Annotated in this window: 13 protein-coding genes; 1 reads left to right on the plus strand and 12 read right to left on the minus strand. The window is 58.4% G+C overall.

What is annotated here, in order from left to right; all coding sequences use genetic code 11:
* Positions 1 to 223: 223 nt before the first annotated feature.
* Positions 224 to 607 (plus strand): PaaI family thioesterase, encoded by a 384-nt coding sequence (locus tag F6Y09_RS12645; protein WP_218944151.1) that lies wholly within the window; start codon positions 224 to 226, stop codon positions 605 to 607.
* A gap of 37 nt (positions 608 to 644) precedes the next feature.
* On the opposite strand, the gene F6Y09_RS12650 is transcribed toward F6Y09_RS12645, so the two are convergent.
* The 12 genes from F6Y09_RS12650 to F6Y09_RS12705 form a co-directional block, all read right to left on the minus strand.
* On the minus strand, positions 645 to 1,550 hold the full coding sequence (locus F6Y09_RS12650; protein WP_152207287.1) for an alpha/beta hydrolase: 906 nt from the start codon (positions 1,548 to 1,550) through the stop codon (positions 645 to 647).
* A gap of 76 nt (positions 1,551 to 1,626) precedes the next feature.
* Positions 1,627 to 2,898, minus strand: coding sequence for a catalase family protein (locus F6Y09_RS12655; RefSeq protein ID WP_218944152.1), 1,272 nt, complete (start codon positions 2,896 to 2,898; stop codon positions 1,627 to 1,629).
* Positions 2,895 to 4,382 carry a Dyp-type peroxidase gene (locus tag F6Y09_RS12660; RefSeq protein ID WP_152207288.1) on the minus strand — a complete coding sequence of 496 codons (1,488 nt, stop codon included), beginning with the start codon at positions 4,380 to 4,382 and terminating at the stop codon, positions 2,895 to 2,897. Before F6Y09_RS12660 ends, F6Y09_RS12655 begins: the two co-directional genes overlap by 4 nt.
* 21 nt (positions 4,383 to 4,403) lie before the next feature.
* Complete coding sequence (locus F6Y09_RS12665; RefSeq protein ID WP_179959410.1) at positions 4,404 to 5,744, minus strand: hypothetical protein; 1,341 nt, start codon at positions 5,742 to 5,744, stop codon at positions 4,404 to 4,406.
* A 19-nt stretch (positions 5,745 to 5,763) separates the two neighbouring features.
* Positions 5,764 to 6,342 (minus strand): hypothetical protein, encoded by a 579-nt coding sequence (locus tag F6Y09_RS12670; protein WP_218944153.1) that lies wholly within the window; start codon positions 6,340 to 6,342, stop codon positions 5,764 to 5,766.
* Between the two features lie 18 nt (positions 6,343 to 6,360).
* On the minus strand, positions 6,361 to 8,073 hold the full coding sequence (locus F6Y09_RS12675) for a GMC oxidoreductase (protein ID WP_246180519.1): 1,713 nt from the start codon (positions 8,071 to 8,073) through the stop codon (positions 6,361 to 6,363).
* 47 nt (positions 8,074 to 8,120) lie between these two features.
* Entirely contained in the window at positions 8,121 to 9,080 is a 960-nt protein-coding gene (locus tag F6Y09_RS12680; RefSeq protein ID WP_152207289.1) for an alpha/beta fold hydrolase, read from the minus strand.
* Between the two features lie 3 nt (positions 9,081 to 9,083).
* Positions 9,084 to 9,752, minus strand: coding sequence for a COG1470 family protein (locus F6Y09_RS12685; protein WP_152207290.1), 669 nt, complete (start codon positions 9,750 to 9,752; stop codon positions 9,084 to 9,086).
* Between the two features lie 22 nt (positions 9,753 to 9,774).
* Positions 9,775 to 10,587, minus strand: coding sequence for a COG1470 family protein (locus tag F6Y09_RS12690; RefSeq protein WP_152207291.1), 813 nt, complete (start codon positions 10,585 to 10,587; stop codon positions 9,775 to 9,777).
* Between the two features lie 18 nt (positions 10,588 to 10,605).
* Entirely contained in the window at positions 10,606 to 11,088 is a 483-nt protein-coding gene (locus F6Y09_RS12695; protein ID WP_152207292.1) for a hypothetical protein, read from the minus strand.
* A gap of 364 nt (positions 11,089 to 11,452) precedes the next feature.
* Positions 11,453 to 13,012, minus strand: a complete 1,560-nt coding sequence (locus tag F6Y09_RS12700) for an FGGY-family carbohydrate kinase (RefSeq protein ID WP_152207293.1) — start codon at positions 13,010 to 13,012, stop codon at positions 11,453 to 11,455.
* Positions 13,012 to 14,610, minus strand: a complete 1,599-nt coding sequence (locus F6Y09_RS12705) for a glycerol-3-phosphate dehydrogenase/oxidase (RefSeq protein WP_152207294.1) — start codon at positions 14,608 to 14,610, stop codon at positions 13,012 to 13,014. The genes F6Y09_RS12700 and F6Y09_RS12705 overlap by 1 nt, the downstream gene beginning before the upstream one ends.

Consider the following 14,610-nt stretch of genomic DNA (forward strand, 5'->3'; position numbering starts at 1 on the left):
GCCGGTATCGTTCTGAACGTGCTGAAAGTTGTTCTCGATGGGGTAATTTCCACTGACACGTTTGTCGTAGCTCGCGTAGACTAATTCGTGGCAGTCGAACAACCGAGTGCTCAGGTCAGCACAACGCAAATTGGATTTAAGGTCAAACATGGCATCACACTTCATACCGTGCGATTCGGACTACCGGGCCAGGGTGCACGATAGTTTTGATCGACAAGCTGTTATGAAAACCGTTAATGCATCCGTCGTGTCTGTTGAGCCGGGCGCAGTGGTACTGGAGTTCCCCTTTCAAGCGGACCTGACACAGCAACATGGATTCATTCACGCCGGTATCGTTTCAACGGTGCTTGATAGTGCGATGGGCTATGCGGCCTTTTCACTCATGCCGGTCAATGCAGCTGTGCTTACCATTGAATTCAAGGTGAATCTGCTATCTCCGGCCAAAGGAGAGCGCTTTACCGCCATAGGTAAAGTCAAGAAAGCGGGCCGGAATATTACCGTTGCCGAAGCAGAGCTTTTTGCTCACTCAGACGGGCAACGGAAACTGGTCGCGACCATGGTAGGTACTGTCATGTCGGTCTATGACCGGGAAGGCATTCACAATTAACTGCGCTCCGGACCTGATCAACGACCGGTGCAGGTGATCAATGGACCTTCTGCTCGGTTCCTGAGGTTGAGGTCGAGTCGGAAGCGAGCTTCGCGCCTGGCGTATTCGTAAACGCCAACTTCTCCACCAGTCGGCTCCTGCTTCCGTCCAGCGCCTCAAATTTGTTCTCTCGCAAATGCTCCAGATAATGCGTATTGAGCAAGTGGCCGGTGGCGTCGTGTTCAAATAGCCGTCCGGAAAACTGCGTCTTGTTGCCGGCCACACCTATCCGCGCCACGTAGTCCCGGGTGTGGTAAAAATGCTCCGCGTACACCTGCGGCAGTTTCAACTCCGTGGCCGCACTGGCGAATGTGTACAGCTCAAGCTTATTGAGAAGCAAAGAGCGGGTGCCGATGAGTTGCTTGGCGAGCTTGTAAAGCGCACCGGTGCTGATGATGCCACCCTGGGAGTGGGCGATAAGCACCACTTTGCCATGGCTGTCCAATGCGTCCTCCAGAATTCCGGCAACGCTGGTTTCGAGCGTGGAGATCGGTTGCATGGTGCGACCGACAGCGCATTCGAGCAGGTCGAGCACAAGGCCGTCGGATGGATTATGCATCAGGTAAATACGGCGCTGGAACAGGTCGGCCAGGGCTTTGCCATTCAGGCGCAGCACGCTGCGATCGGTACAGATACCGTTGAGAAAATACCAGGCCTGATCGTCGTCGATCGGTGCACCCTGTTCAGGGACTTCGTAAGGTAGGTGGGGCACTTCCCGAAACGGTGCGTACAGGGGCAACAACGCCGAGCGCAGAGCGTGGGCAAAGTGGTGGGCGGATTCGTAGTTTCCCGGCCTGCACTCGGACCAGAGGGGCGTCGGATCCAGGGGCGAAAGGACCCACGGCAGGTAAGGCAGGTTGCGTATCACCTTGGCTGTGCGCTTTATAGCGGCGGTCATTCCCATGTCAGTTGTCCTGTCTGGTTATTCGTCTATCTGGCTATCTGCCGCGTGTTTCTGAAGTCTGGGGCCAAAGCGCCCGTCAGTCGACATGTTCAACGCGGGAAGGGTTAGCTTCCACCCGGCTGTGTTTGCCTGATGATCCTGCTGTCGGTTCCGTCCTCTTCGAAAAATCCTCGTCCCCGGTAGGCTCTATATGTGGTTCCTGATTGATCGCCTGCCGCAGGCGCGAGGTGGCAAGGTAGATCGTTTTGCGGGCACGGTTCTGATTGCCCAGCGGGCGGTGCACCGGCAGGGTGTGCCAGGGGTTGATGGTGAGGTTGCGGGCGAACGCATCCTGGGCCGGGTAGTCAAACCGTTGCCTTGGTATCGTCAGGGTGGCAATCCTGATAAAGGGCGATTGCTGTTCAGGCCAGACCACTGAGGCATCCTCAATGGGCATGGTGATGGGATCTTTCTGGAACTGAATAGCGAAATCGAAGGTGACCGCAGTCCGCGCCAGGGTAGCGATCATGGCGTCGCGCAGGTAATTATCGGTGATGGCCGCCACGGCGGATTTTTTGTCAATGCGTGGGATCAGCGCGTATTTGATCGCCCGGTACTGGCCTTTTTCCCGGCCGAACAGATAGGGCACACAGGAGTAATACGTCAGCTCCAGGGGGTTGGCGTGGGTTCGGGCATACAGGCCCTGCATCACCATATCCAGATAGTGGGAATCCTTCGGGTTGAGGAAATACCAGGCCGGTGTACCGCGACCGATCTGCTCCTGCAGTTTTACGTTTTCCCGAATATTGGGGGTGGTAAAACTGGGGGCGCTGATACCGGAAAAATCCACCGTGTACTTTTCGTCATCCAGCAGTTTCTTGCCCGGTACACCCATCAACTTGATCCCGATGCTCAGAATACCGTTGTCCTTGATATCGGGTACGACTCTCGGCCCGGGGCCACCGAAACGAACGTAAGCCGGGTACTGGCTGCCGGCTCTGAAAACGCCGGTCTGAAGCCGTTTCGGGAGATCAGAACGGACCGTGAACCGGGAGCGCACCAGGCCGTAGGTTTTGGTGTTACCCGCGCGTTCAGCGACTTTACCGGTGTGGCGATACTCCAGTTCCAGAAAACGGCACATGGCGACGGCGATGGCCTGGGTGATTTCGGCTTCGTCAGCCTCGGGTTTTTCCTCAGCAATAGCGAGTCCCTGATCGTCCAGACGCCGCCGAATGAGACGCTGGGTGATACGCTCAATGCCACTACGGAACAGGTGGTCAAATGAATCACGATAGTAAGGATCAAGTTGCCGTAACACACCAATCAGCCGGCCAGACACCGTTTCAGCAAGAGTGGGAATCAGGTTCATGACGTATCTCCTGGCGTTTTGCGGGGTTTGCGACCGGCCGCAGGCGCTGAGAACAGGAACGCCAGTGCCCGGCGGCTGGGCAGGAAAAAGTAACCGCCACCACGGGTCTGTACGAAACTGGGCAAACCCTGAAGCTGGCAGCGGGCTGGACGGCGTTGGATGGTAAACCGGTCCTGGGGCAGGCCATGGGCGTGACGGTTGCCGATGATCGGGTCCGGGTCCCGGTACAAGCCGTTGAAGTTGGGATTGTTGGCCCAGGTGTGCTGCACAAATTCAAACTGCCGACCGACGTTGGCGCCAAGGCAGATGAAATGCAGCCCCCGGTCGACGGGGGCATCCTCGCGATCAAGATTCTCGAGAAAAATAGCGGGGTCCAGGCTGTCATCAAAGGGTTTGCCATACACCCGTCCGCGCCGCAGCAGGCGGTGGCGATTGCTGAAGGCGATGGACTTCTTCGACCCCGGTTCGGGCGCCAGACTGTCCCGTGGATGAGTCCGACGTATATGGGCCCCGAGAGGGCACTTCAGGCCTTCGGCATCGGTGGCGTGGTACTGGAATTCGTCTTTGTCGGACACGGTCGGATCGTCCTGGTCCGGAGCTTGAACCAATGCGGTGCCGCTGGGCCAGCGCCCGACCAGTTTGGCCGCCAATCGGACAGCGTCGGCAGACTCGTGGTCGGCCTCTTCGGCCTGGTGTTTGAGCGTTCGCCAGAAACCGGGTACATCCTGGGCCAATTGCCGGAACACCAGATAGGTGCCGTTCAACCCCAGGTCATGCTGGACGCTACCCTCGGGATCGGTGGCCAGCTGGCTGTCCGGATCCTGGCTAGCGTCGACCAGGGGGCGCTGGGTGTAGCGGTCGTAGCCGTTACGATACCCGAGCAGGATCTCGCCTAAGGGCACCGGTTGAGGACGTCGCTTGTCATGGCGGTCAAATTCCGCCACGTAGGGCTGACCGATGCTGTCACGAAAGCCGAAGTGTTCTTTGAAATCCGGCAGCGGCTCGGTGCCCAGTCGAGCGATTTGGGTCAGGCCATGGCTGGCGATGCCGGTCTGCAACTCGTTATACAATGCGTTCAGCACATGGTCATCCCGGGCGTAACATAGCAGCAACAGGTGGACCTGGGGGGTGGCCGGGCCGCCCCACTGCCAATATTCCGGTGCACTGTCACCATCGTCACCCAGAATGCGGCGTTTATGGGGCGTAGTCATGCCCGAGCGGAATTCATCGGAGAAGCCTTCCAGAATGGTCTGGTCAATCCGAAGGCTTGCCAGTCCGTGGTAGGTCACCGCCACATTGATAGCCTGCCGATCCGGCCGGTTATTGGCGTAGGTAATCTGCCCGGCCAGATCTCTCAGCCAGGGCAGAGCCTTGCGGGGGTCGGTAATTTGCAGCAGCAAATAACAGGCCGCTGGCAGGCTACCGTAACCCCGGACGACCAGGCCCTGGATATCGTCAAATTCGATCGCATCAGAAGCTGCCATATTTGACCTTCCTTGCCTCAATCACAAACGGTGTAACCAGGCCATTGCCTGGCGTTCGTTCAGGTGACCCCGGAGCCCGTCACGGATGGCCGCATTGTTGGCAATGTTGACGGCAGTCAGGTGCGGGTAGGGGGTGTACCAGACCTGATTTTCAATCTGGTGATTGCCAAGGTAATCCTTGAAACGCTGCTCCTTGCGGGCACCGTCGTGCACCAGCCAGCGGGTGCGAGGGTAGCCCACGCCGTTACTGAAAATCAGATTGAGACCCCAAGCGACTTTATCGATGAAATCCACCATATAGCTTTCCAGGCTACCGTCGTAGTTGCTGGTGAACAGCAGGCGACGGTCGTTGTCGATCATGGTCCAGCGGGCGAAATGAATGGTGTCGACTCCGTCCAGCCCCAGCCAGGGAATGCCCGCCAGATCACCACGGTTAAAGACATGCCTCAGCGCCACCTGTGTCGTAGCCAACAAGGCGCGAGCTGTCGTACGCCGAAACCAGCCCGGCTTGACGTAGCCGACGGCGGCGAACGGGTTGTGGGCAGCGATGTCCTCGGAAGCCCGCAGTTGGTTCAGACGACTCAGGGCAGGCCGGTGGGTATCTTCCTCATCCCGGTCTTCCCGAATGCGTAATGCCAACACCCAAGCCAGCAGCAAGGGCCACCCCCAGGCGATGATGAGAACGCCCAGGGTCGCCAGCCCCGCAAACCGGATATTCTCCAGCGCCCGCCAGAGTCGCGTCGGTTGGGGGCGGGCGGATTGTGCCCAGGCCAGCTCCGGGTTGCTGGCGACATACTCGATCACTGCGTCCCGCAACGTGCATGCGGACCTGAACCCGGCGGGGTCGAGGTCGCTCAGAAACCTTTGCAGGGCGTCGTGGAGTTCGTCTTCCTGGCGAATCTGATCGGCGGTGCGGCCCACTGTGTTTATGTAAAACGCCTGCGAGGGCAGCTGGTATTTACGCAAGCACGTCAGTCGCGTGGCGCGAGTACGTTTGCTGCGGGCCGGATAACCCTTGCAGGTGCCGAATATCTGATCAAGCCCGTCGGCGGCTGTCTGGACCAGGGTCTCCAGAAACGCGGATACCGGACCATCGACGTTCGCCATAAAAATCAGCGTCGTGCTGTAGGTTTCCGGGGAGTCGGGGCCTTCGAGCAACAGAAAACGGGCAAAATGCAGACGATTGAACATCGAGAATGGCAGTAGGCTGTTGTCAGCCGGGTCCTGGTCCACCATTGCGAGGGTTTTCCGCAGGTCAGCTTCCCGAGACTGGATCACCGGTATCCGGATAGTAAGCGCGTTCTGGGGCATCGGGTGGAGCGCTTCCAGAACCGATCTGGCACGGGCAGTCACGGTTTCCATGGCCTTTGTCCCGAGGGTGTTACGATGCGACCGGGTGGTAGGTTTCCAGGGCGAAATCGAGTACCCGCCGTTCACCCCACCACACCTTGCCCAAATAAACCCCGGGCTCCACCTCGCGGATCTCGTCACGAATCGCCCGGGCGAGCAGAGAGGTGCTGCCGTAATCAATCACGATGGTTTCCTTGCCGTCCATCCAGCTCTGGTCCCGGTAAGTTTTGGCCACAATCAGATTGAGCCCCAGTGGCGAGACTTTATTCACCACCACGCCCTGGTTATAGCTCGGGGGAAACAGATCGAACACCTTTCCCTGCCACGCCAGCATTCTTGCTAGGCCGGCAAAAAGTCGGGGAAAGGGCCCGCCAGCAAAAATTGCCGTGCCTCTGGTGTCACCCTGGGGAATGTTACCGGGCTTGGCTTTTTTATACAGTGCATCAAGGTCGGCCCGGGACAGCTTCAGCCATTGTTTGACCGGAGACAACTTGGTTTCCTGTTCGGTTGCGGACTGCTTCTGCTTGCTGGGGGCGGCTTTTTTGGCGGACGGCTGTTTGCGTCGGGTTGGCTTCTGTTGAGCAGGCTGCGTCAGTGTTTGTTCGGCCATGACATTTCATCCTTCAATTCAGACCACCGTAGTGGTCGGGTTGGTTTGGACCGCGACCGGGGCCGCTTTTGAGGTGGTAGTGCGATTGCTCGGGACGCTGGCATCGTCCTCGCGCAATTCACGACCGTGGATCATTTGAAAAGCAACCCGTTCCGCCATCGCACTGATTGTGGCGGACGGGTTGACGCCAATAGCGGCGGGCATCAGTGCGCCATCCGCCACATAAAGGCCTTTGTAGCCCCAGACTTCGCCGCAGTCGTTGGTTACTCCGGTTAAGGGGGTATCGGACATGGCACACCCACCCAGCGGATGGGCGGTCAGGGTTTTGCTCAGGGGCACGCGAATCAGCGGTGTTCGCCATAAGAAGCTGTTAACGAACCGGCCACCGGAGGCGGCACTGAGAGCTTTCATGTGGTCGACCATGTCCCGGTACATGGGCAGGCTTTTCCGGATCGACCAATGCAAATGAATCTCGCCTTTTGCATCGAGGGTGAGGGTGCCATCGGCGGCATCGGTGCCCAGGCCGAGGTAGGGTAGAAAATGGGTGAAGAAACCATCCTCCAGCAATTCTTCCAGCTCGAACTTGAGTCCGGTTCCGAACGCGTCACCAAGGTAGCGTCGGGTCTGACGCAAAAGCCGGGCGATCCGCCCCCGCGTCGGAATGGCACTGTTGAAATACCAGATAAACGGGTCCGGGTAGCCCAGGTCTTCTATATAAATGTACTGGTTATTCTCTTTGCGGAACCCGACACCAGCGGTAATGCTCGGACCCCGGCCCGGATCCACAACCCGGCTCTGATAACGGGTGCCGGCGAAAATGAAATCGCCGTTACCGGAGAAGCGCTTGCCGAGTTGGTCGGAGAGCCGGGGTAACGTCCGGGACTGCTGTTTGCAGCGCAATAACAGCTCATTGGTGCCCAGCGTGCCGGCGGCAACGACCACCTGTTGGGCGCGAAACTTACGCATTGTGCTTCGTGGGTCACTGGCGGGCGGTGCGGAGAGATCGGTGCAGGTTACAGCATAGCCCTGACCATCAGGCGTGATATTGAGGGCCTGAAACAGCGGCAATACCACGGCGCCATGCTGTTCCGCCAACGGGATGTAATTGAGATCCAGGGTATTTTTGGCGTGAACATGGCAACCCAGCAGACAATTACCACAAAACTCGCAGCCACGTTTTTGGCCGCTGTCGGTGTGCTCATCGCTAAAGCGAACACAAATGGGTACCCGGTCGGCTTGGCGGCCGAGGCTGCTGACCGCGTCCTCAAATACCTGGGTCCGGCGGGGCAGACCAAGCTCTTGGGTGTCAGTGACCGGATGCGCTTCCAGCATGTCGGCGGCGAGAGTGTAATAGGGCCGCAGGCGCCTCATGGTGATGCGCTTCGGCCACGCTGGCTGGTTAAATAGGAAGGCGGGCGGGCGCAGATGCACGTTGAAATAATGCAGGGAACCACCCCCGACTCCGGTGCCCTGGACGACATCCATGGTGCGGAACGTCCGGTATTCGATAAACCCGCGACCAGCGTCCTGCCGGTTGCCGGAGGAGATTGTGGATTGAGCGACTTCTCCCGGACCGCGGGGGAAATCCACCCGATTCCAGCGGCGGCCTTTTTCCAGTACGCAGACGGACCGCCCTGCCTGTGCGAGGCGGCAAGCCGTGATCGCGCCGCCAAACCCGGAGCCGATCACTATTACATCGTAGTCACTGGCCACTTTGTCACTTCTTTGCATCGCCTCGTTCCTTGCCATCGCCAAATCCCTCACTCACTGTTCCCGGGCTACGCCGCCGTTTCCCGCGTCGCAATCGGGACCGACGGTTGCTCCTGTTGATACAGCAGTCGGTCCAGCTCCCGGGCCAGCAGGTCCGGTGCTTCCAGATCCACAAAGTGGCCAATACCCACCAGCGGTCGCCAGTCCACCGCACAACCGGCATCGCGATAACTGGCCTGCGCCACATCGGCTGAAAGTGCACCATCCTCCAGTCCCCAGATCAGTGTTACTGGCACCTGAATCGGGTTGTCGTAAAAGTCGTCCAGCTGTTTCCGGGTGCTGGCGTGAAGCAGCGTTCTCACCACGTTGCGGTAGTAATTGATGGCGCCGCGCAGATCCTCCGGGTGTGCGAAGCGGTAGACAATCTCCCGTACCAGGTCCCTGTCCATGTTGCCTTGAGACCCTTCTCGCAGGGTGAAAGACAGCTCCATCAATCGTCTTCCGAGTCGAGTGGTAAGCAGGCGCTCGGGCAAACGCGGAATCTGAAAGACCGGCACCCACGGGATGCGCAGCGTCTGGAAGTCCTGAAAGTGCAGCACCGCCCGGATCAGCGTGCGGGGATGCGGGCAGTTAACCACCACCAACCGGCTGATACGGCCCGGAAAACGATGGGCGTAGATCCACCCCAGAAAACCGCCCCAGTCGTGTCCCAACAGGATCGGCTTATCCAGACCCAGTTCCGTAATGAGTTGGTTAATGTCGTCGGTCAGGGTGAAAACATCGTAGCCATTGCCAGGGTAGTCGGAGACCGGGTAGCCCCGGAGGTCCGGCGCAAAGAAGGCCACGTCAGGCATCAGCCGCATCAGCGGGCGCCAGCCCAGCCAACCCTCCGGAAATCCGTGCAGGCAAATAACCGCAGCACGGGCGGCACTGACGTGCTGGTGGTCCGGTTTGTCAGGGGCGCTGATGGCGACATGCAGGCAGGTGTCGTTGAGGTTAATGCGCCGGTGTTTGATGGTGGCGGTCATGGTTCAGCTCGCCTTCTTCGACAGCTCGGTACACTCCTGCTCGCACTGGAAGTGATGAAACCAATGATGGGCCTTCACACGTTTGGGAATATCCCCCTGCACGATGTGACAACTGCAGGCCTGAAGGGGACGAACCGCCAGACAGACCTGGATGTACTGCTCATAGGCCCCGATGACTTTGACTTTGGTGAAGTAGTTGCTGCCGGCAAAGCTGTCCGGAATCGTAAAACTGAGGACCGCCTGGAATGACTCGTCAGTCGCCAGGGTTTTCTTGTCGGGCGTAACTTTGACGACCTCTTCAGTGAACGGGAACGGCACCGACACCAGGGTGAATTCACGCTCGGTTTTCGAGGTATTGGTAACCTGAATCTGGAATCGAAAGCTATCGCCAGGGCACCCACTCCAGCGAATCCGACAAACGCACGGGTCGGGACAACAGGTCTCAGGAAGGTCACAGCATGACTGGCCTTTGGGGTGGTGGCCATGACACACGGAACAGGCATCTGAATAGCTGCCATCAAAGGTCTTTTTGACCACATCAGCGGCGCCATAAAGGGCAGCAGCCAGCAATCGCGGTGGCAGTAAAATCAGGTTATAGCCGGAGGGCAGGCTCTTTGGCGCACCGTCGGAAGGCGAACAGGTGGTATCGGTAGAGCAGTTTGCACGAATCATGGCGTTCTCCTGTGCCGATGGTTTATTGCGGGGTTCCGGTCGTGGATTCAGGGACTCGGGCACCAGTGCAGTAGAGCTCCATCCAGATGCGATCGTCGGAGATCTTGATAAAGCCCAGGTAATGTCGGCCCTTTTTCAATCCGTTGGGCAGAGTGATGCTCAGCTTCCGTTCCAGTGTCGTTCCCGCCGCCAGTGAGGCTTTGAGCTTCGGCTTTAGTGAGATGCGTGCGGGTGTAATGATGGCCCGTCGGAGGTCATGCAAAAACCGGTTGGCAAAATCTTCATAAGTGTCCGTTTCAGTGGTCTCACGCAGGCTGTAGACCAGGGTGCGACCGATCCAGTCCCGTTCCCGCAACCAGATCATGGCGACATCACCGAGCTCAACAGGCACGTTGCCGAGATTCGTGATCGTCAGATTGCAACTCAGCGTCTCCCCAACGGCGCCTCTGAGGCGTATATGGGTTGGGGCGATTATCAGTTCCCGGTGCGGTAATACCTCGATTTCGAGAGGAGCCTTGTGTTTGCCACAGTGGACGACTGCCTGATAGTGCCCGGGCTCTGTATCGAGTGGCAATTGCAGAGCGGCCTGGGTACGAACTTCGCTGTGAGGAGGGACGCGGGCAGCCAGATTAATGCGAAAGGGAATTAGCCCTCCCAAATCCTTCCGCTTTCTATCGGGAGGCTGGGTAACCAGTGCCCGGACCTTGATCTTGTTGTCCGAAACGTTGACCAGTGTCAGTTCGCCCCGGCATTCACCCGGGGTGCCCGAAAAAAAATAGGGTCCATTGGCCAGATGCCAGTCGGTGCCCGGTTCACCATTGTGGGGTCCTTTCACGGTGGGTCTCCCCGATGCTTAATCGCATCGCTCCGCTTGTTTGGGCTGATAGTCCTCGGCGACGATCATGCCCTCGCCGCAGGTCTCGAAGTCAAACACTTTTATCCCGAACAACGTCAGACGGAACCGGTAGTTCAGGGGGAAGTGAAAGCGCATCGGGCGCAACCCGAGCTGAACATCAAACTGCGGCAGTTCCCGGATACGCACGTCAAGCGCCAGGTCCACCTTGTTATCGGTTTTGAGGTTATTGTCCGTTTTGAGAGTACTGTCGGAGTCGAGCTTGATGGGGGGTAGCTTGTCGACGGCCAGCTGCGCATTCAGGTTGATATCCGGCAACTCGGTGATGCCGATACTGATGGCGGGTAGTTCAGTAATGCCTATGTTGATCGGAGCCAGTTCTTTGATCCGGATTTCATCCAGATCAAAATCGACACCGCCTGCAAGATTAATGGTCGGGAATTCCTTGATCCGGATGTTATCCAGGGCTACATCAACGCTCATGGCGGACTCCACGAAGTCAGTAACAGTCGTTTGGCGACGGTGAACTGAAACCACAGAACTCCAAAGCGGGGCTACGACCAGGACGGCCAAAAACGGAGTGTTCAGTTACGGTACGTGGGCAAAAAATGTCAAGGACGGACAGCAAAACTCCTTTTTGCCACAAAATAATTTTGAATCAGATTAAAAATTAATCAAGTGGGTTTTGCGGTTTTTTACGCAGTTGAAATAAAACCATCCTGCTCTTACCTGAAGCACATGGAAGGGAAACACCTGAGGAAACTTAAAATTGCGATTGCTACAGCGCTGCTGGCATCGGTCGATCTGTTCAAGGCGTTGGGCGGGGGTTGGGAACAGGAGATTGTGGCTACCGAGGATAACCTGTGATCTCTCGAATTTTTCTATACAGGGGAATCAGTTGCGGGTACATCTTCAGGTAAATTTCACGATAGAGGCGGTCATAGAGCCTGTGGGCATCCGGATCGGGCAGGAAGACCTGTCCCACTCTTGTCATGGCATCAACCGCGGTGTCAAAGTCAGGGTGCAGGCCCAGGCCGACCGCCGCATCAATGGCGGCGCCGAGGCCAGAGGTTTCGTAGGTGTGGGGGCGCTCGGCAGACAAGCCAAAAATATCCGCCGTCAGCTGCATGGCGGCGTCACTCTGGGAGCCGCCCCCGGCAACCCGTAGTCTCGTGACAGGTACACCGCCCCGTTTCTCCAGCCTTTCCTTGCCCTCGCGCAGCGCGTAAGCCAGGCCTTCAAGAATTGCCCGGTAGATGTGAGCGCGGGTGTGGACGTCGCCAAAGCCAATCATGGCGCCTTTGGCTTCTGGCCCCGGATGCTTTACCCCCGGCGACCAGTAGGGCTGTAACATCAGTCCCATGGCGCCGGGAGGCACTGCATTGACCAGTTCATCGAACAGGACTTCGGGCTCGATACCCCGTTGTTCTGCCAGTGTTCGTTCCCGCAGTCCGAACTCCTCCTTGAACCAGCTCACCATCCAGAACCCGCGATAGATCATCACCTCTGAACAGTACTGCCCCGGCAATGCCGACGGGTAGGGCGGCATAAATCGGGTGGGCTCCACATAGCGACGGCCAGCGATATTGATGGTGGCCGTGGTGCCGTAGCTCAGACAGCCAATGTCAGGGCGGGTGCCGCCAGAGCCGAGTATTTCACAGGCCTTGTCCGAAGCCGCCGCGATCACCGGCAAGCCTGCTGGCAGGCCGAGGTGAGCAGCGGCCTCGGGCAGTAAATGCCCCAAGGTCTCACCAGGCGAGACCAGCTCGGGCAGCATGCTCCGGGTCAGCGGCAGCATCTGCCATTTGAAATCCCGGGAGGCCGCCCAACGGTGTTTTTTATAGTCAAAGGGCAGATACCCGACCTGGCTACCGGTGGAGTCTTTCATTTCTCCGGTCAGCCGGAAATTGAGGTAGCCTGACAGCAGCAGGAATTTGTCGGTAGCGGCCCAGATTTCGGGCTGGTTCTGGCTTATCCAGTTGGCGGGGGCGTTAGCTCGGAACCGCTTGATGGTGTCTTCAAGTCCCAGGGCCTTGAACAGCCAGCCCCAGGGGCCTTTCATCGGACCGTCCACTTCCGCATGGCGTTGATCAAGCCAGATGATGGCCGGCCGCAGGGGTTTCCCGTTTGTGTCGAGGTTGATGGTGGTGCTGCGCTGAGTGGTGACGGTAACGCCCCGTACTTGCTCAGGCTTGGCATCGGTATTCTGCCATAGCTTATTGGCCGCGAGCCCCAGATTGTCCCAGAAATACTCGGGATGTTGTTCGGCCCAGCCGGGTTGGTGGGAGAAATAAGGCTCAATCTCCTGCTTGCCTTTGCCCACCAGATTGCCCCGGGTGTCGAACAGCAGTGCCCGTATGCTTTGGGTACCGTTGTCGATCGCGAGGATCAGCGATTCGCCTGGCATCACCGGTCTCCGGTCATTGGCGGCAGGGAATAGGCAGCAGACCAGATTCCGAGGTAGCGGTTCTGCTCCTGGTCCCACCGGGAATCATCCCAATCCAATGCTTGCTGGCAAACAGACTTCAACTCCGGCAACAGGGTTGAGGCTCCGTCTGGAAGCATCATGCCGAGGCGGGTTCGACGCAGGAGCAAATCGTCCAGATGGATGACCTGGCCGTGTGCCAGCGCCCATAGTACCTCGGCCCAGAGCGTTTCGGTGCCGGGTATGGTGGCCAAAGAGCCCGCATCCATTAGGTCTTTTAAATACGGGCCATAGTAGCCAGTCAGGCGTCGCCACCGAGTGTGAGTGATGCCCTGTGGGCGAGCGGATGGTGAACATGGGCGGAAAACAGGCTGAGCATTATCTCGCAACACCAGGTTTTCAAGGGCTTTCGCGCCAGCTTCCAGCGCTTCCCGGGCAATCAGACGGAAGGTGGTGAGCTTGCCGCCGGCGACGCTGACCAGGCCATCGTCCGACCAGATCACGTGCTCCCGGTTTTCCTTCGACGGGTTCCTGCCATCGCCCTGGCTGACCACCGGCCGTACACCGGACCAACTGCCAAGCACCTGATTGCGGTGGATAGGACAACCCGGAAACAGAGTGTTGGCAACGGTAAGCAGATACTGGATCTCCGGCTCGGTAATCACCGGTTCTTCATCAAGATCATGGCTATGATCGAGATCGGTGGTGCCCAGTACGGTGGTGCCCAGCCAGGGGAAGACAAACACCGGGCGCCTGTCCTCCGGGTGCATCAGGGAGACGGAGCAGGAGACCGGCAGTACGTCGAACGGGAGGATCAGGTGGCTGCCACGCAGTGGGCGAATGCGCTCATCACGGGTGCTGTGCTCGCGCAAGTGGTCGGCCCAGGCGCCGGTAGCGTTGAAAACCAATCGGGCATTCACCCTGATCGGTTGTTCGTCTCCGCTCTGTTCAGGGGCGGTATCCGTCAGAGTCACACCGGTAACCTGCCCATCGGTGCGGTGGATCCGGGCGGCACGCAGGTAGTTCAGGCAAACCGCGCCATCGTCCACGGCTTCGTCCAGCACGCGCAACACCAGCCGGGCATCGTCGGTAACAGCGTCGGTGAAGCCGCTGGCTCCGGTCAGGTTTTCAGCGCTCAGCCCGGGTACCCATTGCAGGGTTTCGCTTGGGCTCAGGAAATGTCGGGAGGACTGACCGGCCAGTCGGTCGTATGCCCATAGCAAAAGCCCGAACACTTTAGGGCCGGGAAACTGCTTGCGGTAGTGGGGCATTATAAACTTTAGCGGCTCGATCAGCCCCGGCGCTTCTGCCAACAGGCGCTGTCGTTCCCGCACCGCGTCCAAGGCCAGTCCGACATGGCCGCTGCCAAGATAACGCAGCCCGCCGTGGACCATTTTGGACGAACGGCTTGACGTGCCCCAGGCAAAGTCCTGCTGTTCTATCAATAGCGTTTTGAGACCGCTGCCAGCGGCTTCGCGGGCAATACCGGCGCCTGTGATGCCACCACCAATAATTACCACGTCAAAGTCCGTATTTTGCCGCAGCTGGTCCAGGCGAGTCTGGCGGTCAGTCTTTTGCAT

Source organism: Marinobacter changyiensis (genome assembly GCF_009193265.1).
Classification (GTDB): Bacteria; Pseudomonadota; Gammaproteobacteria; order Pseudomonadales; family Oleiphilaceae; genus Marinobacter; species Marinobacter changyiensis.